General features: G+C 69.4%; 19 protein-coding genes. 13 read left to right on the top strand and 6 right to left on the bottom strand.

Going from position 1 to position 23,405, the window contains the following annotated elements; genetic code table 11:
• Positions 1–5 precede the first annotated feature (5 nt).
• The 3 genes from AC5P1B_RS05700 (at position 6) to AC5P1B_RS05690 (ending at position 2,766) form a co-directional block, all read left to right on the top strand.
• On the top strand, positions 6–650 hold the full coding sequence (locus tag AC5P1B_RS05700; RefSeq protein ID WP_493885242.1) for an amino acid ABC transporter permease: 645 nt from the start codon (positions 6–8) through the stop codon (positions 648–650).
• The gene (locus tag AC5P1B_RS05695; RefSeq protein ID WP_493885240.1) at positions 647–1,516 is read left to right on the top strand and encodes an amino acid ABC transporter permease; all 870 of its coding nucleotides are present in this window, start codon (positions 647–649) and stop codon (positions 1,514–1,516) included. Before AC5P1B_RS05700 ends, AC5P1B_RS05695 begins: the two co-directional genes overlap by 4 nt.
• Positions 1,517–1,785: 269 nt before the next feature.
• Positions 1,786–2,766 carry an erythromycin esterase family protein gene (locus tag AC5P1B_RS05690; protein WP_493885238.1) on the top strand — a complete coding sequence of 327 codons (981 nt, stop codon included), beginning with the start codon at positions 1,786–1,788 and terminating at the stop codon, positions 2,764–2,766.
• A gap of 122 nt (positions 2,767–2,888) precedes the next feature.
• On the opposite strand, the gene AC5P1B_RS05685 is transcribed toward AC5P1B_RS05690, so the two are convergent.
• Positions 2,889–3,614 carry an XRE family transcriptional regulator gene (locus AC5P1B_RS05685; protein WP_493885236.1) on the bottom strand — a complete coding sequence of 242 codons (726 nt, stop codon included), beginning with the start codon at positions 3,612–3,614 and terminating at the stop codon, positions 2,889–2,891.
• A 184-nt stretch (positions 3,615–3,798) separates the two neighbouring features.
• Here AC5P1B_RS05685 and AC5P1B_RS05680 point away from each other — a divergent pair, with 184 nt between their 5' ends.
• Together AC5P1B_RS05680 and AC5P1B_RS05675 are read left to right on the top strand one after the other, a co-directional pair.
• The gene (locus AC5P1B_RS05680; RefSeq protein ID WP_493885234.1) at positions 3,799–4,107 is read left to right on the top strand and encodes a hypothetical protein; all 309 of its coding nucleotides are present in this window, start codon (positions 3,799–3,801) and stop codon (positions 4,105–4,107) included.
• Complete coding sequence (locus AC5P1B_RS05675; RefSeq protein WP_493885232.1) at positions 4,104–4,355, top strand: DUF7848 domain-containing protein; 252 nt, start codon at positions 4,104–4,106, stop codon at positions 4,353–4,355. Before AC5P1B_RS05680 ends, AC5P1B_RS05675 begins: the two co-directional genes overlap by 4 nt.
• 152 nt (positions 4,356–4,507) lie before the next feature.
• Here the strand turns inward: AC5P1B_RS05675 and AC5P1B_RS05670 are convergent, their stop codons facing one another.
• Both AC5P1B_RS05670 and AC5P1B_RS05665 read right to left on the bottom strand, forming a co-directional pair.
• Positions 4,508–6,148 (bottom strand): alpha/beta fold hydrolase, encoded by a 1,641-nt coding sequence (locus AC5P1B_RS05670; protein WP_493885230.1) that lies wholly within the window; start codon positions 6,146–6,148, stop codon positions 4,508–4,510.
• Between the two features lie 266 nt (positions 6,149–6,414).
• Complete coding sequence (locus AC5P1B_RS05665) at positions 6,415–7,185, bottom strand: hypothetical protein (protein WP_493885446.1); 771 nt, start codon at positions 7,183–7,185, stop codon at positions 6,415–6,417.
• 538 nt (positions 7,186–7,723) lie between these two features.
• Between AC5P1B_RS05665 and ggt the strand changes: the two genes are divergently transcribed.
• From ggt to AC5P1B_RS05630, 7 genes are all read left to right on the top strand, one after another.
• Complete coding sequence (gene ggt / locus AC5P1B_RS05660; protein ID WP_493885228.1) at positions 7,724–9,667, top strand: gamma-glutamyltransferase; 1,944 nt, start codon at positions 7,724–7,726, stop codon at positions 9,665–9,667.
• A 261-nt stretch (positions 9,668–9,928) separates the two neighbouring features.
• A complete protein-coding gene (locus AC5P1B_RS05655) occupies positions 9,929–11,566 on the top strand; it encodes a hypothetical protein (RefSeq protein WP_493885226.1) in 1,638 nt (545 codons plus the stop codon).
• Positions 11,567–11,747: 181 nt separating this feature from the next.
• Positions 11,748–12,590 (top strand): nitrilase-related carbon-nitrogen hydrolase, encoded by an 843-nt coding sequence (locus AC5P1B_RS05650; protein WP_493885224.1) that lies wholly within the window; start codon positions 11,748–11,750, stop codon positions 12,588–12,590.
• Between the two features lie 155 nt (positions 12,591–12,745).
• Positions 12,746–14,068, top strand: a complete 1,323-nt coding sequence (locus AC5P1B_RS05645) for an aspartate aminotransferase family protein (RefSeq protein ID WP_493885444.1) — start codon at positions 12,746–12,748, stop codon at positions 14,066–14,068.
• Complete coding sequence (gene hydA, locus AC5P1B_RS05640) at positions 14,065–15,474, top strand: dihydropyrimidinase (protein WP_493885222.1); 1,410 nt, start codon at positions 14,065–14,067, stop codon at positions 15,472–15,474. Before AC5P1B_RS05645 ends, hydA begins: the two co-directional genes overlap by 4 nt.
• A gap of 127 nt (positions 15,475–15,601) precedes the next feature.
• Entirely contained in the window at positions 15,602–16,618 is a 1,017-nt protein-coding gene (locus AC5P1B_RS05635) for a TIGR03842 family LLM class F420-dependent oxidoreductase (RefSeq protein WP_493885220.1), read from the top strand.
• 268 nt (positions 16,619–16,886) lie between these two features.
• On the top strand, positions 16,887–18,707 hold the full coding sequence (locus AC5P1B_RS05630; RefSeq protein ID WP_493885218.1) for a gamma-glutamyltransferase family protein: 1,821 nt from the start codon (positions 16,887–16,889) through the stop codon (positions 18,705–18,707).
• Positions 18,708–18,764: 57 nt separating this feature from the next.
• Here AC5P1B_RS05630 and AC5P1B_RS05625 read toward each other — a convergent pair whose 3' ends face one another.
• From AC5P1B_RS05625 to AC5P1B_RS05615, 3 genes are read right to left on the bottom strand one after another with little or no spacing between them, the layout of a single operon-like run.
• Entirely contained in the window at positions 18,765–19,445 is a 681-nt protein-coding gene (locus tag AC5P1B_RS05625; protein WP_493885216.1) for a hypothetical protein, read from the bottom strand.
• A 16-nt stretch (positions 19,446–19,461) separates the two neighbouring features.
• Positions 19,462–21,774: a DUF6571 family protein gene (locus tag AC5P1B_RS05620; protein WP_493885214.1), complete on the bottom strand. Its 2,313-nt coding sequence runs from the start codon at positions 21,772–21,774 to the stop codon at positions 19,462–19,464.
• Positions 21,775–21,784: 10 nt separating this feature from the next.
• Complete coding sequence (locus AC5P1B_RS05615; RefSeq protein ID WP_493885212.1) at positions 21,785–22,261, bottom strand: hypothetical protein; 477 nt, start codon at positions 22,259–22,261, stop codon at positions 21,785–21,787.
• 280 nt (positions 22,262–22,541) lie between these two features.
• On the opposite strand from AC5P1B_RS05615, the gene AC5P1B_RS05610 reads away from it, so the two are divergent.
• Positions 22,542–23,369: an inositol monophosphatase family protein gene (locus tag AC5P1B_RS05610; RefSeq protein WP_493885210.1), complete on the top strand. Its 828-nt coding sequence runs from the start codon at positions 22,542–22,544 to the stop codon at positions 23,367–23,369.
• Positions 23,370–23,405 lie beyond the last annotated feature (36 nt).

The raw sequence follows: 23,405 nt of genomic DNA, 5'->3' as shown, positions 1-23,405 counted from the left end.
CGCGCATGAACGTCCTCACCGACAACTTCTCCCTCTACGGCAAGGGCCTGCTCGGCACCGTGGAGCTGACGGTCTACGCCTCGCTGCTCGCCCTCGCGCTCGGCGTCCTCATGGCCGGGTTCCGGGTCGCCCCGGTCGGCTCGCTGCGGGTCTTCGGCACCGTATGGGTGACCGTCCTGCGCAACACCCCGCTGACCCTGCTCTTCTTCGCCGTGCTGCTCGGGCTGCCCCGCTTCGGCCTCGTTCTGCCGTTCACGACCTTCGCCGTCCTCGCGCTGGGCTGCTACACCTCGGCGTTCATCTGCGAGGCGGTGCGCTCGGGCATCAACACCGTGCCCGTCGGCCAGGGCGAGGCGGCACGCAGCCTGGGCATGTCCTTCGGGCAGACGCTCGGCACCGTCGTCATGCCGCAGGCGTTCCGCTCCGTGATCCCACCGGTCGGCTCCACCCTGATCGCGCTGGCCAAGAACTCCGCCATCGCCGGATCGTTCAGCGTCACCGAGCTGCTCGGCACCTACAAGAACCTCAACGAGCTGGGCTACAGCATCATCTGGTCCTTCGTCTGGATCGCCGTCGGCTACCTGATCGTGACCCTGACCATCAGCGCGCTGTTCAACGTGCTGGAGACGCGCTGTGGAGTCCCGCGATGACCGATACCGCCCTCTACGACATCCCCGGCCCGAAGACCCGCCGACGGCACCTCCTCTACGGCCTCGTCTCGACGGCCGTGCTCGCCGCCCTGGTCGGATGGTTCGTCTACCTCCTGATCGACACCGGCCAGTTCGAGGCCGAGAAGTGGCGGCCCTTCCAGTACAAGGGCATCCAGGAACTGCTGCTGCGCGGCCTCGGCAACACACTCAAGGCATTCGCCTATGCCGCGGTCCTCTCCCTCGCCCTCGGCGCGGTGCTCGCCGCCGGGCGGCTCTCCGACCACCGCCTGGTGCGCTGGCTCGCCACCTTGCTGGTGGAGTTCTTCCGTGCGATGCCCGTCCTGGTCATGATCTTCTTCGTCTTCGTCGCGCTGAAGGTCCAGGCACTGCCCGCGCTGGTCACCGGGCTGACGCTGTACAACGGCTCGGTGCTCGCCGAGATCTTCCGCGCGGGCGTCAACTCCGTGGACCGGGGCCAGCGCGAGGCGGCGTACTCGCTCGGCATGCGCAAGACGCAGGTCATGACGTACGTCCTGGTCCCCCAGGGCCTGCGCGCGATGCTGCCGACCATCATCAGCCAGTTGGTCGTCGCCCTGAAGGACACCTCACTCGGCTTCCTGATCACCTATGAGGAGTTCCTGCACGCGGGCAAACTCATCGCAGGGAACCTCGACTACGACCTGCCGTTCATCCCCGTGGTGCTGGTCATCTCGCCCATCTACATCGGCATGTGCATGCTGCTGTCGTGGTTCGCCAACTGGGTCTCCAAGCGCCAGCGCCGCAGCCCGAAGACCAAGGCCGCGGAGGTCGGCCCGGCCGAGCCCGGCACCCTCCTCCCGGGCGAGCACGGGGTACCGCCACGCTGAGGAGTTCCGGCCGGGCCGAGTGTCCGCCGCGCCGGGGGCGATACGCGTCGGCCGGGCCCCGGACGGGCGTGGCGTGCGCCGATGGCGGGCGAGCGCGTGCTTCACCCGTAGCGCGCGAGGATCACCAAGGGACGACCCCGCGCGGTGACGGCCGCTTGACCTCAACCCTGGTTCATCTCTGAGTCTGTGCGTACGGCGGCTGCTCCTGAGCCGCTGGCCGAGCCGGGCGGCGTCCCGGAACCGCTCATGCGTACGGGAGAGGCTCAGCCATGACCAACGCCGAGACAACCCAGTGGATCAGGGCGCGCGCCCACAGTCTGCCCACACTCGACCTCCGGGCTCCGCTGACCGACCTCCAGCCGCTGGCCGGCATCGTGGGCGACGCCAAGGTCGTGGCTGTCGGCGCGTCGAGCCGCAAGGCTCACGAGCTGTCCGCCGTCGCGCACCGGGTCGTCCGGCTGCTGGTCGAGGAACTGGGGTTCCGCTCACTCGCGTTGGAAGGAGACGACGCGTCAAAGGTCGGACTCGCCGAGTACATCAGGGCCGGGACGGGCGACCCACGGGACATGCTGGCCGACGCGCGGTCGTTCTGGCAGACCGAGGAGATCCTCGACATCGTCCAGTGGATGCGCTCCTACAATCTCGACCATCCGGACGACCCGGTCAGGTTCGCCGGCACCGGCACCGGCACCGGCCGTCGTCCCCGGACACGGGCCGAACAGCTCAACGGCCTGGCCGCCATCGAGCTGGGCCTGGCCGAGAACACGATCGGGTGGTACGAGGACACAGCGGACAAGATCGTCTACTGGGGCGGCATCGCCCACACCGCCAACGGCGACACACGGACCGTTTCCCCTTCCTCCCCGCCGCAGACCCACCGGAACGCGGGCAGCTACCTCCGCGAATACTTCGGCGCCGACTATGTGTCCATCGGCCTGACGTTCCACCACGGCACGGCCCCCTACCCCCTCCCCGCCCCGCCGACGGATTTCGCCGACGCGACGCTGGGAGGCGCCGGCCTGGACGCCTACCTGCTGGACCTGCACGCCGACGCACCGGACTCCGTACGGACCTGGCTCGGCAGCCCCACCAGGACGCGACTGATCGGCCCTGTCTACGACCCCGACGCCGACGCCGACCACCACATGTCCGGCGGCTCCCTCACCGACTGGTTCGACGCGGTCCTCCACACGCAGGAGGTGACACCGGTGCGCCTCCTGCGCGATTCCCGTCGCGAGGGGAACGGCTGAGCCCGGCGGAGGGAGAAGCGGCCGGAACTGACCGATGTGAAGATGGCTCGCGCGGCAACCGCGGCAGCGGCGCGCTGCGCGAGTTCGCGCCCGGAGCAGGGTCCTTCGGTGGGGGCGGCCAGCTATTCCGCGGCCCTGCCCCTGTCCCACAGCTCCTCGGCGTGCTCGCAGAAGCGATCGAACATTCCCCCGCTCTGGTGCCGCCGCAGATGCATCATGGGGGAGTCATGACCGACCCCTCGCGCGAGGTGGGGAGTCACCAGGGCGTCATCGTCGAAGCGGAACACGGAAAGCCCCACGTGGTTCGCGGCATCGGTGTCGTCGCTGAACCGTGCCTCAGCAGTTCCGTCGTCCAGCTTCTCCAGCTCGGAGAGCGTGATCCGGATACGCGTGGACACCGTCAATGCCGTGCTTTCGATCTCTTCCCTCTGCCGCGTGATCTCGCTGCCGGGCGAGCCCATGAGGAATCTGGCCTGGCACCCGGCGCTGGCCTTCTCGCGCAAGGTCCTGTGGAACTGCGGCTGTTGCGACCACAGAAAGTAGTTGGTGTATCCGGCGAACAGCAGGTCCCGCTTGGCTTGGTCGATGAGCCGTGCCCACACAGTGGACGGGCACGCCGACCGGTACGGGTACACCGAGACAATCTCGCGGTCGGGGCCGGTTTTCACGGCACTCCGCACGGCGTCGGGCCACAACATCTCTTGCTCAACCCCTAGCACCCGGCTGGCATCTTCGCAGTTGCGCGCATGCGGGACGAGGCCCGCGTCTGCGATCCATCGTTCCACCGTCTTCGTTGTCACCCCCACCCTGATGGCCAGTTGGCGAGCTGACAACTTCTTGTCGGCCATAGCACCGCGTAGGACCTGATTCAAGGTATCCCCCACCGACATCTGGGCTTTCTCGCACCGTAGCGCCAGATGGCCGGGACGTCTGCCGTTCGGGGTCGGAATGACCCGGTTGGGGGCCGATGGTTCGTACGTGGGGCGAGTGCCGACCCACAGAACAGACCGACCCTCCCGACGAGGTGAAGCTATGACGGACACAGCCGCCCCGAACCCGCCGGACGCAAAGCTGCACGCGCTGTTGAGCAGGGACCCCGCAAGCCATGACGCGGAAGCCGTACAGCTCGCCATGGGTGTGGAGATGCTGGGCCACGCCCGTGACGCGCTGGCCGACACGAAGACGTCGGCCGACGTACTGCGGTACGTATGCGCGCGATTGTCGGAATCGCTGGCTGACGCCTTGCGGGTCGCCGAGAGCCGGGGCGGCCGGTTGCCGATGCCGGAGACGGCGCAGCCCGATGCCAGCAGCCCGAGGTTTCCAGCGGGGGCGCTCGGATGAGCCGTAGCGTCGTGCGTTTTATCCAGCACACCATTCGCCAAGCCCCGGAGTCCGGTGTGACGTTCGAAGCGTTCTGCATGACGGTCGGCTGCCGCCGCGAGTCCGGTGGCCAGGAACGCCAGGAGGACGCTCAGGACTGGTGTCTGCGGCACGCTGGTCGTCATCCCGGACACGATCTGGTCCGGCGGGTGGCGACCGGCTATGCCCGCGTGATCCGCGACGGTGGCGGCGAGGAGACCCCGGCGTGATCCGCAGTGCCATGCGCCTGCGCCCTGCCGGTAAGTGTCCAGCGCTGCCCGTCGGCATGCGCTGATTCCGGCGGCCGGGGCCGGCCGATGCCGGCCGGAGCGACCCGCGGGCCACGGTGACGCCGTGGCCCGCGGGCTCGTCCCGGCGGGGCTCAGTCCGCCGCGCGGACCGGTACCGACAGGTAGGACGGGTCCTCCGCCGGAGAGGAGAACGTCAGCTTGGCGCCGCTCGGGTTGTGCTCGATGTAGAGCGGGTCCACGGTGTCCACGACCACGGCGAGCTTGTGTCCGGCCGGGACGTCGTACGCCGTGGAGAACAGCTCCAGGTCGACACCGAACGGCGTGCCCGGTGTCTTGTCGTGGAAGGTGACCGGTGCGTGGGTGACGAGCTTGCCGTGGCCGAGCGGGCCGACGTCGTAGAGGTAGGCGATCGCCGTGCCGCTGGACTTGGTGCTGGTCACCGTCGTGTGGAGGGTGGTCGTGCCGCGTACCCGCTGCGGCTTGGCGTACCGCTCGCTCTCCCAGACGGCGGCGAAGGAGCGGGGCAGCAGCGGGATCGACGCGGTCGGCGGCAGCTTGAGGAACTGGTCGAGCATGCTGGAGAGGAAGATCAGCCCGCCGTTGGCGCCGGAGTCGACATTCGCGCTGATCTTCTTGGTGCCGTTCAGCGCGATCCTGCGGTGGTCGCCCGGCACGGCCTTCCAGCTCTTGTAGCCCTCGTACGCGCCCGTCGAACGGGACTTGAGCTGTACGGGCCGCTCCCGGTCCACGCCGTTGTCCGCGCCCTTGAGGTAGTGGTCGAACCAGCGGTGGGTGCTGGTCCAGGTGTCGTTCGGCAGTCCCAGCAGGCCCAGGCCCTCGGCGGTGGCGTGGTCGCCGGGGCGGAACTCCAGGCGCTTGGGGCCGGTCAGCTTCTCGTAGAAGTCGGCGTACTGGTTGGGCGGGAAGAGGCTGTCGCCCCAGGCGTTGCCCATCATGATGGCGGCGCCATTGGCGTTGATCTTGTCGAGGTAGGTGGCGGGGGAGCGCTTCTTTCCCCACGCGAGCATCTCGTCTTCCTTGTCCAGGTTCGAGCCGAGGAAGTCCTTGAGGATGCCCTTGAGCTCGGGGCTGGGGCGGCCGGTGAGCGCGCCCGCCCCGCCGAGCATAAGACCGGCCTGCTGGTGCTGGGTGCGGCCGCTGTAGATGGAGTCGATCAGGTCGGCCCAGCCGCTGAGGGCGGCGACGGCCTTGATCCGCTTGTCGAAGGCGGAGGCCAGCAGGCTGATCCCGGCGCCGTAGGAGACTCCGGCCATGCCGACCTTGTCGGGGTCGGCCGGGGTGTTGGCCAGGGCCCAGTCGATGACCTTGGACGCGTCGGCTATGTCCTCGGGGCCCGCGGTCTCTATCTCGCCACCCGACTGCCAAAAGCCCCGGGAGTTGTAACTGACCACGACGTAACCGGCGTCGGCGAGCTTCTTCGCCTGTGCGACGTACTCGATCTGCGGCATGGCCCAGCTCGTCGGCAGGACGATCACGGGGAACCGCCGCGAGCTGTCGGTGGCGGCCGCAGCAGGTGTGACCACGTTCGCGGCGAGCTTGGTGCCGCCGTCGCCGGAGATGTCGACGAACCTGACGGTGGAACCGCCCGTCGCTGCCGCGCTCGTGGCGGCCTGGTCGGTGGGGGCGGCGCTCACCGCGGGGGCGGCGGCCAGGGCCGCGCTCGCGAGCACGGCGGCCGACACCGTACCGGCGGCCGTGGCCCGCAGGGCCGTTCTCGTACGGGCGGAGCGGGGGGTGGGGGCGAGTGTCATCTGTGGCTCCAGACATCCAGATCCCGGACTGCCCGGCACCAGAGGTGGAGCCGGGCAGCACAAAGTGACTGGAGAGTAAGCTCGCGTTCTTACCGCTGGTAACCCGTCGGTAGGTTACGGACGAGTAACGTCGCTGTACGTGCTGATGTCACTACGCGCGAGCCCGCGTACGCGGGGTGCCCGGCGGCCGTCGATCGTCGATCAATCGGATGTCGATCACCGGATATCGGTCAACGGGGGTGCGTTCGTCGCGGTCGCGGTCACGCTTAGAGGGTCTTTTCCGTGCCGCGCGCGGCACGGTGGCCCTTCGTCTCGGCCGGTACGACCGCCGTCTTCGAGACGTCGGCGACGACCTCCACCACATCGGGGCCGTACGCCTGCGAGTTGGTGACCTTCAGCAGCAGGCAGAACACGCCGTTCGCGCCGTGCTTGCGCGCCAGGCGCGCCCGATTGCGTACGAGGTGACGGACGGCTGCCCGGTGGGTCACGGGGCGCTGGCCGGCGGCGAGGAAGACCGGGCGGTCGCCCTCGCCCGCCGTCAGCCGGGCCAGCAGGACGTACTCCACCGCCCCGGGCTCCATCCGGTACGCCGTGCCGCCGATGGTGAACGTCGCCCGGTCCACGCCACTCTCGTCGCCCTGGTGGACCAGCACACCGGGCAGCAGGTTCGCCATATGCGCGGCGAGGCGGCGGTGCGTGACCGGATCGCCGACGCAGAACTCGGTGCGCGCCCCGAAGCCCTGCAGCCCCGTGTCGTGCGGGGCGACCTCGGCGTGCGCCCCGCAGTTCTCCACGATGGCCGACAGGCCGAGCAGCGCGAGCGCGTCGTGGCGCGGGATGCTCCACTGGGCGGCGGTGCTGTCCCGATGGGTGACCAGCACGCACTCCGACCCCTCGGGCAGGCCGAAGAAGGTCCGTTCCCGGGTGAGCCTCCGCCGCGCGCCCGCCGCGTGCGCGAGCCAGCCGAGGGCCAGGCCGACGATCAAGGCGGCGGCTGAGGCGATGAGATCGGCGGCCTCCGTGCCGCTCGGGCTCATGGCCAGACCAGCGGACGCCCAGCCTTGCGGAGTGTCAGTCATGGCCGCGCATCGTAGCCGCCGACCGGGTGTGTGTTCGAGGTGGGAGCGGGGCGGCCCGGTGACGTGGGGATGGCTTGTCCTGGTCGGCGGCTTATGGCCGGGGGCTGATCGCCCTACCGGTCCATCGGCCGGTGCGGTGGATGCATGTGGGCGAGGGGCGAGGGGCGAGGGGCGAGGGGCGGGGGACGGGCGGTGCGAGGGGAGCGTGTTGGTCCCCAGCCTGTCGGCGGCCGGGCCGCGCCCGGTCGGACTCGGTCGGCCTCGGTCGGGCCCGGTGGGGCGGGGCCCTCGGGCTCTCCCCAGTCGGCCACGGCGGGGCCCGGCAGCGGGCCCCTCGCGCGCCGCGCACCCTCTGCTTCGTGCGCCCCGCACCCCCGTTGGCCAGTGGCGGCCTCGCTCCCGCCATCCGGCGGCGTTGACTTGTCCGCGTACTGTCGCGCGTCACGTCGCGCGGGTTAGGCTCCGCCCGCTGCCGCCCCTGTGCTTGGAGGTAAGGATGGTCAACGCCGAAGTGTCACCCCCTTCGTCGGCTCCCACGGCGGGCTCCCCTGGCCCACTGCCGCCTCGCTCCCACCGCACCGGCACCCGCGCCCGCACCCGCGTACGCCGGTTGTCCGCGCTCGCGGCGACGGCCGCGCTCGTCGCCACCCTCGGCTCCGTACCGGCCGCGGCCGACCACGGCCCGGCGGACGGCACACGAGCCGCCGCCCGGGCCGGGAGCCCCGCCAAGACGCCGGTGGCCGTCGGCTACGGCGGCGCGGTCTCCAGCGTAGACGCCGACGCCTCGGCCGCCGGGATCGAGGTGCTGCGGCGCGGCGGCAACGCCGTCGACGCGGCGGTCGCCACGGCGGCGGCGCTCGGCGTCACCGAGCCGTACTCGGCCGGGGTCGGTGGCGGCGGCTACTTCGTCTACTACGACGCCAAACGGCAACGCGTCTCCACCCTCGACGGCAGGGAGGCCGCGCCCCGCAGCGCGGGCAGCGACCTCTTCCTGGCGGACGGCAAGCCCATCCCGTTCGACCAGGCGGTCACCAGCGGCCTCAGCGTCGGCACTCCTGGCACGCCCGCCACGTGGGACACCGCGCTGGACACCTGGGGCACCCGCTCCCTCACCCAGGTCCTGCGCCCCGCAGAACGCCTCGCCCGCGACGGCTTCACCGTGGACGCCACGTTCCGGCAGCAGACCGCCGCCAACGCGGAGCGGTTCGCCGACTTCCCCGCGAGCGCCGACCTCTTCCTGCCCGGCGGGAAGCCGCCCGAGGTCGGCAGCACCCTCACCAACCCCGACCTGGCCCGTACGTACGCGCTCCTCGGCAAGCGCGGCGTCGGCGCGCTCTACCGCGGCGAACTCGGCCGGGACATCGTCAAGACCGTACGCAAGCCCCCGGTGGCGCGGGGCGCCGACCGCGTGGTGCGGCCCGGCGACCTGACGGCCGCCGACCTGCGGGCGTACAAGGTCAGGGGACAGGCCCCGACGCGTACGGACTACCGGGGCCTGGACGTGTACAGCATGGCGCCGTCCTCCTCGGGCGGGACGACCGTGGGCGAGGCGCTCAACATCCTGGAGAGCAGGAAGCTGGGCGGCGGCGACCTCTCCCGGATGAGCGAGAGCCAGTACCTGCACCGCTACATCGAGGCCAGCCGGGTCGCGTTCGCCGACCGGGGCCGCTGGGTCGGCGACCCGGCGTTCGAGGACGTGCCGACACGCGGCCTGCTGTCGCAGCGCTTCGCTGACACGCGCGCCTGCCTCATCCGCGACGACGCGGTGCTCACCAGCCCCGTCGCACCCGGCGACCCGCGCCACCCGAAGCCCTGCGGCAGCGGCGGGGCCGCGGCCCCCACCCCGTACGAGGGGCGTGACACCACCCACCTCACCGTTGCCGACAAGTGGGGCAACGTCGTCGCCTACACCCTCACGATCGAGCAGACCGGCGGCAGCGGCATCACCGTTCCCGGGCGCGGCTTCCTGCTCAACAACGAACTCACCGACTTCTCCTTCGCGCCCGCCAGCCCCGCCGTGCACGACCCCAACCTGCCGGGCCCTGGCAAGCGTCCCCGGTCGTCGATGACGCCGACCATCGTGCTCGACGACGGCCGCCCGGTTCTCGCCCTCGGCTCACCAGGGGGTTCCACCATCATCACCACGGTGCTCCAGACCCTGGTCAACCACCTCGACCGTGGCATGCCGCTGGTGGACGCCATCGCCGCGCCCCGTGCCAGCCAGCGCAACGCGGCGACCACCGAAGCCGAACCCGCCCTCGTGAACAGCCCAGCGGGCGCGGAACTCCAGGCGCTCGGCCACTCCTTCAAGCAGAACCCGGAACTCGGCGCGGCGACGGCTGTCCAACGGCTCCCGGACGGCCGGTGGGTGGCCGCCGCTGAGACCGTACGGCGCGGCGGCGGGTCCGCCATGGTCGTACGCCCCGCACCCGGGTCGTAGCACCGCGCTGGGTGCCGCATCGGGCGCCGTGTCGGGCGTCGTATCGGCGTCATAGCGGTACGCACGGGGCCCGGGGTCGCCGTCCGGGCTCCGTGCTCCGTGCTCCGCCGCGTGCTCCGTTGGGTGACCAGCGCGCCGTGAGGAGCCCGAAAACCCCCCGTAGCGCGCGCGTCACCCCCGCTGTAACACGCCGGGTGTCGAATGCCTCTGAGGACAGGTCCGCGTCCGCGCCCACGGCCGAGCGGCGCGAAGGGGGAGCGAGTGTTGCGGCAGCGACTCGCGGTGCAGGTGGAGGAGTTCGCCCGGTTCCTGCGGGCGCTCGCCGCTGCCCTGGACGAGCGGAGCGGCTGGTACGGGGTCTTCCTCCAGCGCGATCCCCAGGGCCTCGCCGAGTGCCTTGACGGGCAGGAGATCCCCCCGTGGGACGTGGTCGAGGCGCTGCTGGGCGACTTCGCCGCGCGACGTGGCGAGGAGGCCGCGCGGGGCGCGACGCAACGGGCGCGGCGGCTGTACCGGGCCTCGGTCACCGCGTATGACACCCGCCCCGGCAGCCGCGCCGTACTCCAGGACCGGCTCATCGCGATGCTGGCCGAACGCCACCGCGCGGAGCTGCGGCAGCGCGAGCTGTCCGCAGCCGCCCGGCACGCGCTGGACGAAGCCATGGCGCGGAGTTACGCCGACCAGGCCGCCTGGGCCTGGGACGACTGGCAGCGGGCGAACGCGCGGTGCGACGAACTGCGTGCCCGGCTGGCGTCGGTACCGACCGGACCCGCCGACGGCCGGCGGACACCGGTCGGTGGCCCCCCACCAGCCGTCCCCGTACCCGCCCGTGCCGCATCCGGAGACGGGCCCGACCCCCATCCCGACACCGATCCCGACCCCGATCCCGATCCCGACCCCGACACCGATCCCGGAGCCGGCACCGCCGCCCGCGCCGGGACAGGGCCGGACGCCGAGAGCGCGCCGCACACCGGGTCGCCGCCTCGTGCTCCAGCCGCGCGCCGCCGGCCGCCCCGGCCGCGCGGTGCCCGCTTCGCGGGGCTGGAAGAGCCGGAAGAGGCCGAGCCGCAGCCGCCCCAGTCCGGTGCCACCGACGGGCCCTCGCCCACCGCCGCGCCCCCCGCGGAACAGCTCGCTCCGGCCCTCCCCGCACTGGGGCCACCCGGCCGCCCAGCGGCGTCAGCGCCGCGGGGCGCCCGCTTCGCCGGGGCCTACGCGACGTACGAGACGTCCGAAACGCACGGAGCCACCGAAGGCGCGGCGCGGGGCGCCGCGGCCGAGGCCGAACGGGCGGATGCCCGGCGCCAGGCCGACGCGGGCGCCGCGGCCGACGACCGGGCGGCCGACGACCGGGCGGCCGACGACCGGGCGGTCGGCGAGGCCGTCAGCCGTATCGCCATGCTGCGGCAAGCCCACCGCAGCGGTGAGGCGCACGCCGTGCTCTGCGAGAGCGCCGCCTGGCCCGCCGCGCGGCTGCCGCTGCTTGCCACCGCACTGGAGCAGCGCGGGCTGGGCGCCGACGTGTCGGCCCTGCTGTGGGAGGTCGCCTGCCTGCCGCCCGCCGCGTTCGCCGCGGCGGCCGACGCGCTCGCCGCCGCCGGACGCGACCGGGACTGCGAGCAATTACTGCGTCAGGGTGTCGCCAGGCCCGTCGCGGAGGTCGCGGACGCGGCGCTCGCCCTGTGCGGCACGGGCCGCCACCCGCTCGCCGTCACCCTGCTCGCCGCGATGACGCGGACCCGTACCAGCGCCGAGGTGGCACAGGCCGCTCAGGGCGCACCCGCGACGCTCGTCGAGCTGCTGCTCGACGCCGCACAGGAGGTCTCCCCGCACCACTACTACGACACCGCGCACGCACTGCGTATCGCGGGTGTCCCCGGCGTCCCCGACATCACCTGAGACATCACGTGGCAGCCGTATCACCTGACAGCCGCGGCACCTGACAGCCGCCGCGACGTGATCGACAGCGTCGCTCACCGACGATGGTCTTGCCACAGTCCGTGACGGGCCTTACGGTCGCATCCACACACGTGATCTACGCGTGTCGAGCCTGGCTGACGGCCCGACAAAGGAGCAGCTCATGGCCAATGTTGTACGCGCAGCGCTGGTGCAGGCGACCTGGACCGGCGACACCGAGTCGATGATCGCCAAACATGAGGAACACGCGCGCACGGCTGCCGCCCGGGGCGCGAAGGTGATCGGTTTCCAAGAGGTCTTCAACGCTCCGTACTTCTGCCAGGTGCAGGAGCCCGAGCACTACCGCTGGGCCGAGCCCGTGCCCGACGGGCCGACCGTCACCCGGATGCGGGAACTCGCCCGGGAGACGGGCATGGTGATCGTCGTCCCCGTCTTCGAGGTCGAGCAGTCCGGGTTCTACTACAACACCGCGGCCGTCATCGACGCCGACGGCAGCTACCTGGGGAAGTACCGCAAGCACCACATCCCGCAGGTGAAAGGCTTCTGGGAGAAGTACTACTTCAAGCCGGGCAACGCGGGCTGGCCCATCTTCGACACCGCCGTCGGCAAGGTCGGCGTCTACATCTGCTACGACCGGCACTTCCCCGAAGGCTGGCGTGCCCTCGGCCTCGGCGGCGCGCAGCTCGTCTACAACCCGTCAGCCACCTCACGCGGCCTCTCCGCCTACCTGTGGCAACTGGAGCAGCCGGCCGCCGCCGTCGCCAACGAGTACTTCGTCGCCGCGATCAACCGGGTGGGCGTCGAGGAGTACGGCGACAACGACTTCTACGGAACGTCCTACTTCGTCGACCCGCGCGGGCAGTTCGTCGGCGACGTCGCCAGCGACACCAAGGAAGAGCTGCTCGTCCGTGACCTCGACTTCGACCTGATCGACGAGGTGCGCCAGCAGTGGGCGTTCTACCGGGACCGCCGCCCCGACGCGTACGAAGGGCTGGTACAGCCGTGACCCGACAGCCCACCGTCCCGCCCGACCCCACTGACTCGTCACCCACCACCCGCCGGGGTGCCCCTACTCCCACCCACCTCGGCACCTCTTCTCCCACCCACCTCGGCACCTCTTCTCCCACCCACCTCGGCACCTCTTCTCCCACCCACCTCGCCCTGCATCACCGGCACCAGGCCGTCCTGCCCGACTGGCTCGCCCTCTACTACGACCAGCCGATCGAGATCACCCACGGCCAGGGCCGCCACGTATGGGACGCCGACGGCACGCGCTATCTCGACTTCTTCGGCGGCATCCTCACCACCATGACCGCCCACGCCCTGCCGGAGGTCACCAAGGCGGTCAGCGAACAAGCCGGCCGGATCGTGCACACCTCCACGCTCTATCTCAACCGCCCCATGGTGGAGCTGGCCGAGCGGATCGCCCAGCTGTCCGGCATCCCCGACGCCCGCGTCTTCTTCACCACCTCCGGCACCGAGGCCAACGACGCCGCGCTCCTGCTCGCCACCGTCAGCCGCGGCTCCCACCAAGTGCTGGCGATGCGCAACAGCTACCACGGCCGGTCCTTCTCCACCGTGGGCATCACCGGCAACCGCGCCTGGTCGCCGACCAGCCTGTCGCCGCTCCAGACGCTGTACGTACACGGCGGGGTGCGCGGCAGGGGCCCGTACGCGGAGCTGACGGACGACCGGTTCATCGAGGCGTGCGTCGCCGACCTGGAAGACCTGCTGGGCCAGGTCCACGGCCAGGTCGCCGCGCTCATCGCCGAACCGGTGCAGGGCGTCGGAGGGTTCACCTCGCCGCCGGACGGCCTGTACGCGGCGTTCCGTGAGGTCCTCGACCGGCACGGCATCCTGTGGATCAGCGATGAGGTGCAGACCGGCTGGGGCCGCACCGGGGACCACTTCTGGGGCTGGCAGGCGCACGCGCGCAACGGGCCGCCGGACATGCTCACCTTCGCCAAGGGCATCGGCAACGGCATGTCCATCGGCGGCGTCGTCGCCCGCGCCGAGGTCATGAACTGCCTCGACGCCAACTCCATCTCCACGTTCGGCGGCAGCCCCGTCACGATGGCCGCGGGCCTCGCCAACCTCGGCTACCTCCTCGAACACGACCTCCCCGGCAACGCCCGCCGGGTCGGCGGCCTGCTCATCGAGCGGCTGCGTGCGGTGTGCGCCGGAGCGGACTTCGTCCGCGAGGTGCGCGGCAGGGGCCTGATGATCGGCATCGAGGTAGTCAGGCCCGGCACCGCCGAGCCCTGGCCGGAGGCCGCTTCGGAGATCTTGGAGGCCGCGCGGGCGGGCGGCCTGCTGGTCGGCAAGGGCGGCGGGCACCACAGCAGCGTGCTGCGCGTCGCCCCGCCCCTCAGCCTGACCGTCTCCGAGGCCGAGGAGGGCGCGGAGATCTTCGCAGCGGCCCTGCACGCCGCGGCGTCCCGGTTGCGCGGCGACGCCATGACAGAAGGGAACCCCCTCACATGAGCAGCGCCGACCGTACGGTCATCCGGGGCGGACTCGTCATCACCGCCGCCGACGAAGTACACGCCGACGTCCTCATCGAGGACGGGCAGGTCGCCGCCCTCGCCGCGCCCGGCACCGCGTTCGCCGAGAGCTGGAGCGCGGCTCGTACCCTCGACGCGACGGGCAAGTACGTCATCCCCGGCGGCGTCGACGCGCACACCCACATGGAGTTCCCCTTCGGCGGGACCTTCTCCAGCGACACCTTCGCCTCCGGGACCACCGCCGCCGCCTGGGGCGGGACGACCACCATCGTCGACTTCGCCGTCCAGACCAAGGGCCACACCCTGCGCGAGGGACTGGACGCGTGGCACGCCAAGGCCCAGGGCAACTGCGCCATCGACTACGCGTTCCACATGATCCTCGCCGACGTCAACGAGGGCTCGCTGAAGGAGATGGACCTCCTGGTGGGGGAGGGCGTCACCTCGTTCAAGCTGTTCATGGCCTACCCCGGTGTGTTCTACAGCGACGACGGACAGATATTGCGCGCCATGCAGCGCGGCGCCGCCAACGGCGGGCTGGTCATGATGCACGCCGAGAACGGCATCGCCATCGACGTCCTCGTCGAGCAGGCCCTCGCCGAGGGCAGGACCGACCCGCGCTACCACGGTGAGGTCCGCAGGGCCCTGCTCGAAGCCGAGGCCACCCACCGGGCCATCGCGCTGGCCCGGGTCGCCGGATGCCTGCTGTACGTGGTGCACGTATCGGCGGAGGAGGCCGTCGCCGAGCTGGCGCAGGCCAGGGACAAGGGCCTGCCGGTGTTCGGCGAGACGTGCCCGCAGTATCTGTTCCTGTCCACCGACAACCTGGCCGAACCCGGGTTCGAGGGCGCGAAGTACGTGTGCAGCACGCCGTTGCGGCCGCGTGAGCACCAGGCGGCGCTGTGGCGCGGCCTGCGCACCGACGACCTCCAGGTCGTCTCCACCGACCACTGCCCGTTCTGCTTCGCCGGTCAGAAGGAGTTGGGGCGCGGCGACTTCTCGAAGATCCCCAACGGGATGCCGGGCGTGGAGCACCGGATGGACCTGCTGCACCAGGGCGTGATCGACGGGCGTATCCCCCGCCGCCGCTGGATCGACATCGCCTGCGCCACCCCGGCCCGGATGTTCGGTCTCTACCCGCGCAAGGGCACCATCGCCCCCGGCTCGGACGCGGACATCGTCATCTACGACCCGCGCGCGGGACAGGTCCTGTCCGCGCAGTCGCACCATATGAGCGTGGACTACTCGGCGTACGAGGGAAAGCGCGTCACCGGGCGGGCCGAGACCGTGCTCTCCCGTGGCGAAGTCATCCTCGACAAGCGCGAGTTCACCGGTCGCACCGGTCACGGCCAGTACGTGCCGCGCGGCATCTGCCAGTACGCGGACTGACCCGCACCACCACCGCGACCACCGCCCAGAGCACCACCGTCAGCAGCGCCACCCGCCCGGCCCGCCGCCTGCGCGGCGGCGCCCGGCGGGCCGCACACGGAAACGCAGCTCACACCAGGAGGGTGACGTGGACTTTGGTCTCGTCTTGCAGCCCGATCCGCCCGCCTCACAGCTCATCAGCCTGATGCGGCGCGCCGAGCGCAACGGCTTCCGCCACGGCTGGACGTTCGACTCCACCGTGCTGTGGCAGGAGCCCTTCGTCATCTACAGCCGCATCCTCGAACACACCGAGCGGCTCATCGTCGGCCCCATGGTGACCAACCCCGGCACCCGCACCTGGGAGGTCACCGCCTCCACCTTCGCCACCCTCAACGACATGTACGGCAACCGCACCGTGTGCGGCATCGGCCGGGGCGACTCGGCCATGCGCGTCGCAGGCCGCACCCCCAACACCCTGGCCCGCCTCGGCGCGTGCATGGACGTCGTCCGCGACCTCGCCGAGGGCCGGGAGGCGGTCGTCGGCGACACGACGCTGCGCTTCCCGTGGGTACGGGACGGCAAGCTGCCCGTCTGGATGGCGGCGTACGGCCCCAAGGCGCTCGCCCTCGCCGGGCAGAAGGCCGACGGGTTCATCCTGCAACTGGCCGACCCGTTCCTGACCGAATGGATGATCAAGGCGGTCCGCACGGCCGCCGCCGAGGCGGGGCGCGACCCGGACGCGGTCAAGATCTGCGTCGCCGCGCCCGCCTACCTGTGCGACGACACCCCCGAGGCGATGGCACACGCGCGCGAGCAGTGCCGCTGGTTCGGCGGCATGGTCGGCAACCATGTCGCCGACCTGGTCGCCCGCTACGGCGAGAACTCGGGCCTGGTGCCCGAAGCCCTCACCGCGTACATCAAACAGCGCGAGGGCTACGACTACGCGCACCACGGCCGAGCCGGAAACCCCGACACCGGCTTCGTCCCCGACGAGATCGTCGACCGCTTCTGCCTGCTGGGCCCGCCGCGCGCGCAGGTGGCCAAGCTGAAGGCGCTGCGCGAGCTGGGCGTGGACCAGTTCGCCCTCTACGCCATGCACGACGCGAAAGAGCAGGTGATCGACGGTTACGGCGAGGAGGTCATCCCGGCAGTCCTCGACCTCTAGGCGCCTGCCAGGTCGTTCGGTCCGCGGAGCTCGCCGCGCTGGTCACCTTCCTGCTCTCCCGGTCACGTCCACGTCATCAACGGAGCGGACTACCGTGTGGACGGCGGGGCGATCAAGACTGGTCCGAGCGGCGACCAGCAGAACAGACCCGGGCGGACCCCGGGACCAGGACCTGAGGAGAGCGGCGGAGGAGGCCCCGCCGTCGGCGGCGACCGCGACGGCGCGGGCCGGCGGCCCCTGCCGCCGCCCCAGTGAGGAGACACCTTCCGTGTTCACCACCAGGCCCACCCTCCAAGGCACCTTCGGCATGGTGTCCTCCACCCACTGGCTGGCCTCCCAGTCCGCGATGGCGGTCCTGGAGGACGGCGGCAACGCCTACGACGCGGCCGTCGCCGCCGCCTTCGTCCTCCACGTGGTCGAACCCCACCTCAACGGTCCCGCGGGCGAGGCGCCCATCATCCTCGCCCCGGCGGGCGGTCCGGTACGGGTCCTCTGCGGCCAGGGACCGGCCCCCGCGGGCGCCAGCGCCGCGCACTACCGCGATCTCGGTCTCGACCTCGTCCCCGGCACCGGGCCGCTCGCCGCCGCGGTCCCCGGCGCCTTCGACGCGTGGCTGCTGCTCCTGCGCGACCACGGGACCGCCTCGCTGCCCACCGTCCTGCGGTACGCCATCGGCTACGCCGAACACGGCCACCCGCCCGTCGAACGCCTCGGCGAGACCGTCGAAACGGTCCGCGCGCTCTTCGAGAGCGAGTGGACCACGTCGGCCGAGGTCTACCTGCCCGGCGGGAAGGCGCCCGCGCCCGGCACCCTGTTCACCAACCAGGCCCTCGCCGCCACCTGGCGGCGCCTCCTCGCCGGGGCCGAGGCGGCCGGTGGTGACCGCGAGGCCCGGATCGACGCCGCCCGCCGCATCTGGCGGGAGGGGTTCATCACCGAAGCACTGGCCGACTTCGCCGCCCGCCCCACCATGGACACCACCGGCGAACGCCACGCCGGCACCCTGACCGGCGACGACATGGCCACCTTCACCGCGACATACGAGACACCCGCCAGCTACGACTGGAACGGCTGGACCGTCTGCAAACCCGGCGGCTGGTCCCAGGGCCCCGCCTTCCTGCAACAGGTCGCCTTGCTCCCCCAGGACCCCGCCGACCTGCGCTACGGAACTCCCGACTACCTCCACACCCTCATCGAGGGCAGCAAGCTCGCCTTCGCCGACCGTGAGGCCTGGTACGGCGACGCCGAAGGCCCCGAGGCCGTACCGCTGAAGACCCTCCTCAGCGACGACTACAACGCCGCCCGCCGCGACCTGATCGGCGAAGAGGCATCGCGTGAGCTGCGCCCCGGCTGCCCAGACGGCCGAACGCCCCGGCTTCCCGCGCACGCCCTCGCCGTCGCGCGCGGGCAACGCGCCGCCGAAGGGCCCCTGACCGGTCTGGCAGCGGGCGTCGGCGAGCCGACCGTCACGGCGGACGGCACCACCAGGGGCGACACCTGCCACCTCGACGTCGTCGACCGCTGGGGCAACATGATCTCCGCGACACCGAGCGGCGGATGGCTCCAGTCCAACCCCGTCGTCCCCTCGCTGGGCTTCCCGCTCGGCACCCGGCTCCAGATGACGTGGCTCGACGAGGGACTACCGAACTCGCTCACCCCCGGCCGCCGCCCCCGCACCACCCTCTCGCCCTCCCTGGCGCTGCGCGACGGCGTGCCCGTGCTGGCCTTCGGCACACCAGGCGGCGACCAGCAGGACCAGTGGCAGCTCCACTTCTTCCTCGCGGTGGCGCTCCGCGAGGACGTACGCGGCGGCCTCGACCTCCAAGGCGCGATCGACGCCCCCAACTGGCACCAGGAAGGGTTCCCCTCGTCGTTCTACCCGCGCGGCATGCGCCCGGGAGGCGTCACCGTCGAATCGCGCTTCGGCACGGAGACGATCGAAGCCCTCCGCCGCCGGGGCCACGACGTACTCACCGGCGGCCCCTGGTCGGAGGGCCGCCTCACCGCCGTGGCCCGCGACCCACACACGGGCGTGCTGGCGGCGGGGGCGAACCCGCGCGGCGCCCAGGGGTACGCGGTCGGCCGCTGAGCGGCTGGGCCGCACCCAGGGACGCGAAAACTCTGAGTGGGTCGGTCTGAGTGGGTCTCAGTGTGTTTTCTCCACCGGGCGTACGGGCTTCGCGGGAATGGGGTGGTTCGTGCAGCCCAGATCGTCGGCGAACTTGTAGGTGATTTGGCGCAGGATCTCCATGCGCGACTGGTGCCGACTGTTTTGTGGGTCGGTGAACGTATCTGACAGAGAAGCGTTCACCAGCAGCTTTTCTGATTTCGCTCTCAATGTGCCACTGAGCACACATTTGAAGCGAATGTCGGCGGCCGCCTCGTCCGCATAACTGGACACCCCGATGGGGAAGTAGGACCTCTTTTCCGTCGATGGCTGTGGTTCGTCTTCATCGTGCACTTCCTTGTCGTCCCATTGGATGAGAGGTTTGATGCTGTGCGCTGAATTACCCTGCTGGGGGCGAATGGCACACAACGAATGGATGTAGTTAGGCCAATAGTAGGACCGATCAGATTTCTGTAGAGCCCTCCTCATCTCCTTCGCCAGGTCGGTGGGATCTTTTAAAATGGTAGACCTGAACTCATTCTTTTCTGTCACGTCTTTGAGTGCGGCGAGAAATGCTCTATCCGGTGTGACGCCGCAGAGCTCTGCGTTGCTCTTCTGTACTGCCTTTCCGTCCTTCGAGCAGCTCGTCAGGGAGAGCGCGGCGGCAATAGTAAGTATGCAGCACAGAAGACTTTTTGGATTATGGGGTTGGGCTCTCATATGGTTCCCCATTCTGTTATTCACCAGTCTCATATCCGCGATCCCTCGCGTCTGTCTTTCCGTTATTATAGGCGGTTATGGACGTACTTTTCAGTGCGCTATAGATGATTCTTTCGTCGAAATCGCGAGTCACGTCGTCAGCTTGCGTATATGTGAGCGCTGTTGACAGGATATAATCTTCGCCCAGGGCAAAATAGGCATCTATCGCCGGTTGGGGATCGTTGTTATCCTTTTTGGCTTCGATTGCCCTATCTGCCGCTTCTTCGAGCTCCTGACCGGTTACCGTATTAATCATTTCACCTGCTGTCTCGGCAATCCATGGCACTGCTATCACCGTCAGTGCACTGGCAGTGACGGGCGGGTTTGCTGTTGCCACGACGGCACCCACAGTCGCACTCACTCCAAATTCGATCCACGCATTCCTCTTCGCTAGTTGCTTTTCCATATCGCCCGCATCGCTATCCGCATCATCTCTGATCTGGCTCGCCCGGGCGGTGTCCAGCATTCCTGTTGCTTGCGCAGAGGTGCGCGCGATATCCGATGCGTCGGTGTAATCAACCCCGTCCCTACCACGAGTAGGAGGGTGCTCCAGAATGAGTGCCGCAGCATACCCCTGCTGAGCAGCTGTCATGATTTTATGGGACTGCTCGTCAGTCCCCAGTACTCCCAGAAAACTGAGCGCCTCTCCGTGTGTGATATCCAGGCGATTCGCATAAGCTGCGGTGAACGGTGATTCATGTGGGGTCTCGCCGTCTTTCGATTTATCGCCAGCGTCCCAAACTGCATTGTCCAGATCGTCAAGATAGCTAGCTCCCATGCGGCCGAGGCTGGACCCCATACCCGACTGTTCTCTGATGAGCTCGTCATCTTCGATATAGCTATCAATCACCTTCTTCATGATGCTTGCCGTATCTTCGTCGCGCCTTTCCTGCGCGGCGTCGGGACTGACCTTCTCGTCGCGCGCGTAGCCGGTTGTAGCAGACTCAAGTGCGTGCCCCAGGGATGTGTACCCCACGGTGTCGCCACGGCCGCTTTCGCTGGCGCCGTCGTATGGCCAGTCGCGCTCCGACGTAAAGTACTTAACCGGCTCTACGAGGTCTTTCTTGTCTCCGGCTGCTACGTCGATCTTGCTGCCGAAGTAGTCAGTGGAAGCGTCTGGGTTATGGCCAAGGGCCTCAAGGAAACCGGTCATGGGGTCGGTTCCGTAATCGCGTTTGCTGCCGAAGTTGAGGTGGTATCTGTCGCCGCTCATATCGACCCAGAGCTTTTTGACGCCTCCTTGCTTGTCTCCTTGCGTGTGTTCGAAAGAAAGAAGCGAGCGCCCGTATTTGTTCAGGAAATCGCCGTCAAACTCGCCCTTCCTCATCAGGTTGCTCATGATCTGGAACTTGTAAGGGGCCGCCGGGCTTGTGCTGTCGCCGAGGCGTTCTCCGCCCTGCTTGATCATGTCCTCCTTCCAGCGCTCCATCGCGGGAGTGTCGGAATGAGAGGCGCTGGCCAGGGTGAGACTGAGGTTGTCCTGGACGTCGGCCAGGAGATCGGCTCGCTCGCCCTGCGGAATTTTGTTGGGTTCGGGGGACGCGACTTCGAGCCAGAACCTGAGCGTTCCCTCGGGGCCGAGTGTGGTGGCAAGCGTCTCCGAGAATCGAGGATTATCCTTGTTGGCTTCGAAGAGCTTGTTCGCCTGCGAGAGCTCCGCGTCGCTGATGTCTTCGCCTTTTTTGAAGAGTTGGGCGACTTTCTCCGCGTCCCTCTCTCCCTTGGCGGATCTGGCGTTGGACGCAGAAATGAGGTGGTCGTACTTTGTCGTGCTGAACCGGTTCTCGCTCTTGCTGAGGCTGGCGAGCGCCCACGCTGCCTCGCTGTCGGCCTGAGCGGCCTGGTCGAGCAGGGATTCAATGCGCTTGACCGTGGAATCAATTTCCTTCTGGAGCTTCTCGGTCATTTCCGGTGTGTCACCGGACTTGCCGGGTTTCGCTGAAACAACCCCCTTCGAGCTGATGCTGAGCCCTTTGGCGGGGATCTCCGCTACCAGGTCGTGCAGGGCGCTTTTCGCGATCTTGAAGGCGTCATGTGAATCACGGAGGATGTTCCGGATGCTCGTGGCCTCGGTAACGGCGTCACGGAACTGGGAAACCGTCTTCGCGACGAACGGCTTGGTCACGGCCGCGTTCTCGCCCACCCACGCCTCGGTTTTCGACTTCGCCAGCATGCCCTTCTCGGCGGTGTCTGCCAGGGTCTTGAGTTTGGAGATGGTCTCCGTCCAGTCCGTGACCGCCTGGCTCAGTCGGCCAAGGCGAAGGTGGTAGAGGTCTTCGTAGGACGGCATGGGGCTCTCCTCACTGGTAGTACTTGTTGATCTGGGACACCGTGGGGACCTTGCCGTCGCTACCGAGCATCGCGTGGACGATGTCGGCGTCATCCTTCGCGTGCGACTTGGATGAGAAGTCCAAGTGGTTGGAGATATAGGCGCAGGCTTCCTGCAAAATGCTGAGTTTTCGCTGCCATGCGGTCTCCGTGTCCCGCAGGGCGGAGCCCGTGGCGAAGTCGTCGGCGGTGAGATCAATGGTGGCCTGGAGAGTGGTGAGCTGCGCGTGGCCGCCGTCGGTCATGATTCTGTCGTAGAGCAGAAATGCCTCATGCCCGATTTTTCCGAGATCGTCGCTTCGTACGCTCAAATCCGGCGCGGTTGCTTTGCCGCCGCTGGGCAGGCCACGGCCGCCCGTGCCGTCGTCTGCCTCGTTCAGCCGCATGTGGGTGTCCTGCTCCCTCGCGGCGTCCGCGTGGAGCTTGGCCCACTCCTCGTCGAATGTCATGGTCCCCCCTGATTCCCGCTGAGTGGCAACTGGACAGCTGTTGTCTCGTCAACTACCTGAGGAATTTGGCCATATGACCGCCACGTACCTTATAGCGCGCGGCAAAAGGCTCTCGATGGCCACTGCGCTGAGTAAGGGGGAGGTCCGGTCCGGGCCCGTTCGGCGCGCTCCGGTCGGGGTGCCGCGCACAAGCCGTTCACCTGGCCGTTCACCATGCGTCTACTCGTGCGACGCGAGCCGTGCCCGTAACCCGTGGTTCGATGGAGGCATGATCGAAGCAATGAGCACGGGGGATTGGGCCCAGCACGAGGCGGCAGTGGAGGAGGCGATCCGCAAGGCGGCCGCCGCGGAGATCGTGCCGAGGTTCCGGCAGCTGGCCGACCACGAGATCGTGCAGAAGAACGGGCCGCACGACCTCGTCACCGTCGCCGACCGGCTCGCCGAGGAGCACCTGACCGCCTCGCTCACGACGCTGCTGCCCGGTTCCGTCGTCGTCGGCGAGGAAGCCGTGCACGCCGATCCCGGCATCCTCGCCGCGCTCGGCGGTGACGCACCGGTGTGGATTGTCGACCCCGTCGACGGCACTCGGCAGTTCGTGCACGGCGACCCGGGGTTCGCCACCCTGGTCACCCTGGCGCAGCACGGGGAGCTGCTCGCCTCCTGGACGTACGCGCCGGCGCTTGAGCTGATGGCCGTGGCCCGCAAGGACGGCGGCGCCACGCTGAACGGCGACGTACTCCGGTGCGGTTCCCCCACTCCCGGCAAGGACCTCGAAGTCGCCATTTCGCACTTCGACTTCACCACGGACGCGCAGAAGCACGTGCTGTCCGGGCTGGCGACGGAAGGGGTCGCGCCCCGGCCCTGCGGTTCGGCGGGTCTGGAATACCTGAGCGTCGCCCGAGGTCAGCTCGACGCCATCGCCTTCTCCTGGGAGAACGCCTGGGACCACGCCGCCGGGCTGCTGCTCGTCGCCGAGGCGGGCGGGGCCAGTGCGACGCTCTCCGGGGAGTCCTTCCGGATCGCCGGGGGCAACGCGCTGCCGTTCACCGCGGCGCGGGACGCGGCGACCGCTCGGCATATCCTGAGCTTGCTGACCACGGTCAGCTGAAATCCGCATCCGGAGGCGACCTCAAAGGCGAGGAGG

The sequence above is a fragment of the Streptomyces sp. A01 genome (assembly GCF_059026195.1).
The sequence above is the reverse complement of the archived record's forward strand: the minus strand, read 5'-3'. Positions and strand labels throughout refer to the sequence as shown.

What these genes read in the sequence shown, in the direction of transcription:
- AC5P1B_RS05700 (WP_493885242.1), top strand. Translation starts at nt 6, where the DNA reads ATGAACGTCCTCACCGACAACTTCTCCCTCTACGGCAAGGGCCTGCTC.
- AC5P1B_RS05695 (WP_493885240.1), top strand. Translation starts at nt 647, where the DNA reads ATGACCGATACCGCCCTCTACGACATCCCCGGCCCGAAGACCCGCCGA.
- AC5P1B_RS05690 (WP_493885238.1), top strand. Translation starts at nt 1,786, where the DNA reads ATGACCAACGCCGAGACAACCCAGTGGATCAGGGCGCGCGCCCACAGT.
- AC5P1B_RS05685 (WP_493885236.1), bottom strand. Translation starts at nt 3,614, where the DNA reads ATGGCCGACAAGAAGTTGTCAGCTCGCCAACTGGCCATCAGGGTGGGG.
- AC5P1B_RS05680 (WP_493885234.1), top strand. Translation starts at nt 3,799, where the DNA reads ATGACGGACACAGCCGCCCCGAACCCGCCGGACGCAAAGCTGCACGCG.
- AC5P1B_RS05675 (WP_493885232.1), top strand. Translation starts at nt 4,104, where the DNA reads ATGAGCCGTAGCGTCGTGCGTTTTATCCAGCACACCATTCGCCAAGCC.
- AC5P1B_RS05670 (WP_493885230.1), bottom strand. Translation starts at nt 6,148, where the DNA reads ATGACACTCGCCCCCACCCCCCGCTCCGCCCGTACGAGAACGGCCCTG.
- AC5P1B_RS05665 (WP_493885446.1), bottom strand. Translation starts at nt 7,185, where the DNA reads ATGAGCCCGAGCGGCACGGAGGCCGCCGATCTCATCGCCTCAGCCGCC.
- ggt (WP_493885228.1), top strand. Translation starts at nt 7,724, where the DNA reads ATGGTCAACGCCGAAGTGTCACCCCCTTCGTCGGCTCCCACGGCGGGC.
- AC5P1B_RS05650 (WP_493885224.1), top strand. Translation starts at nt 11,748, where the DNA reads ATGGCCAATGTTGTACGCGCAGCGCTGGTGCAGGCGACCTGGACCGGC.
- hydA (WP_493885222.1), top strand. Translation starts at nt 14,065, where the DNA reads ATGAGCAGCGCCGACCGTACGGTCATCCGGGGCGGACTCGTCATCACC.
- AC5P1B_RS05625 (WP_493885216.1), bottom strand. Translation starts at nt 19,445, where the DNA reads ATGAGAGCCCAACCCCATAATCCAAAAAGTCTTCTGTGCTGCATACTT.
- AC5P1B_RS05620 (WP_493885214.1), bottom strand. Translation starts at nt 21,774, where the DNA reads ATGCCGTCCTACGAAGACCTCTACCACCTTCGCCTTGGCCGACTGAGC.
- AC5P1B_RS05615 (WP_493885212.1), bottom strand. Translation starts at nt 22,261, where the DNA reads ATGACATTCGACGAGGAGTGGGCCAAGCTCCACGCGGACGCCGCGAGG.
- AC5P1B_RS05610 (WP_493885210.1), top strand. Translation starts at nt 22,542, where the DNA reads ATGAGCACGGGGGATTGGGCCCAGCACGAGGCGGCAGTGGAGGAGGCG.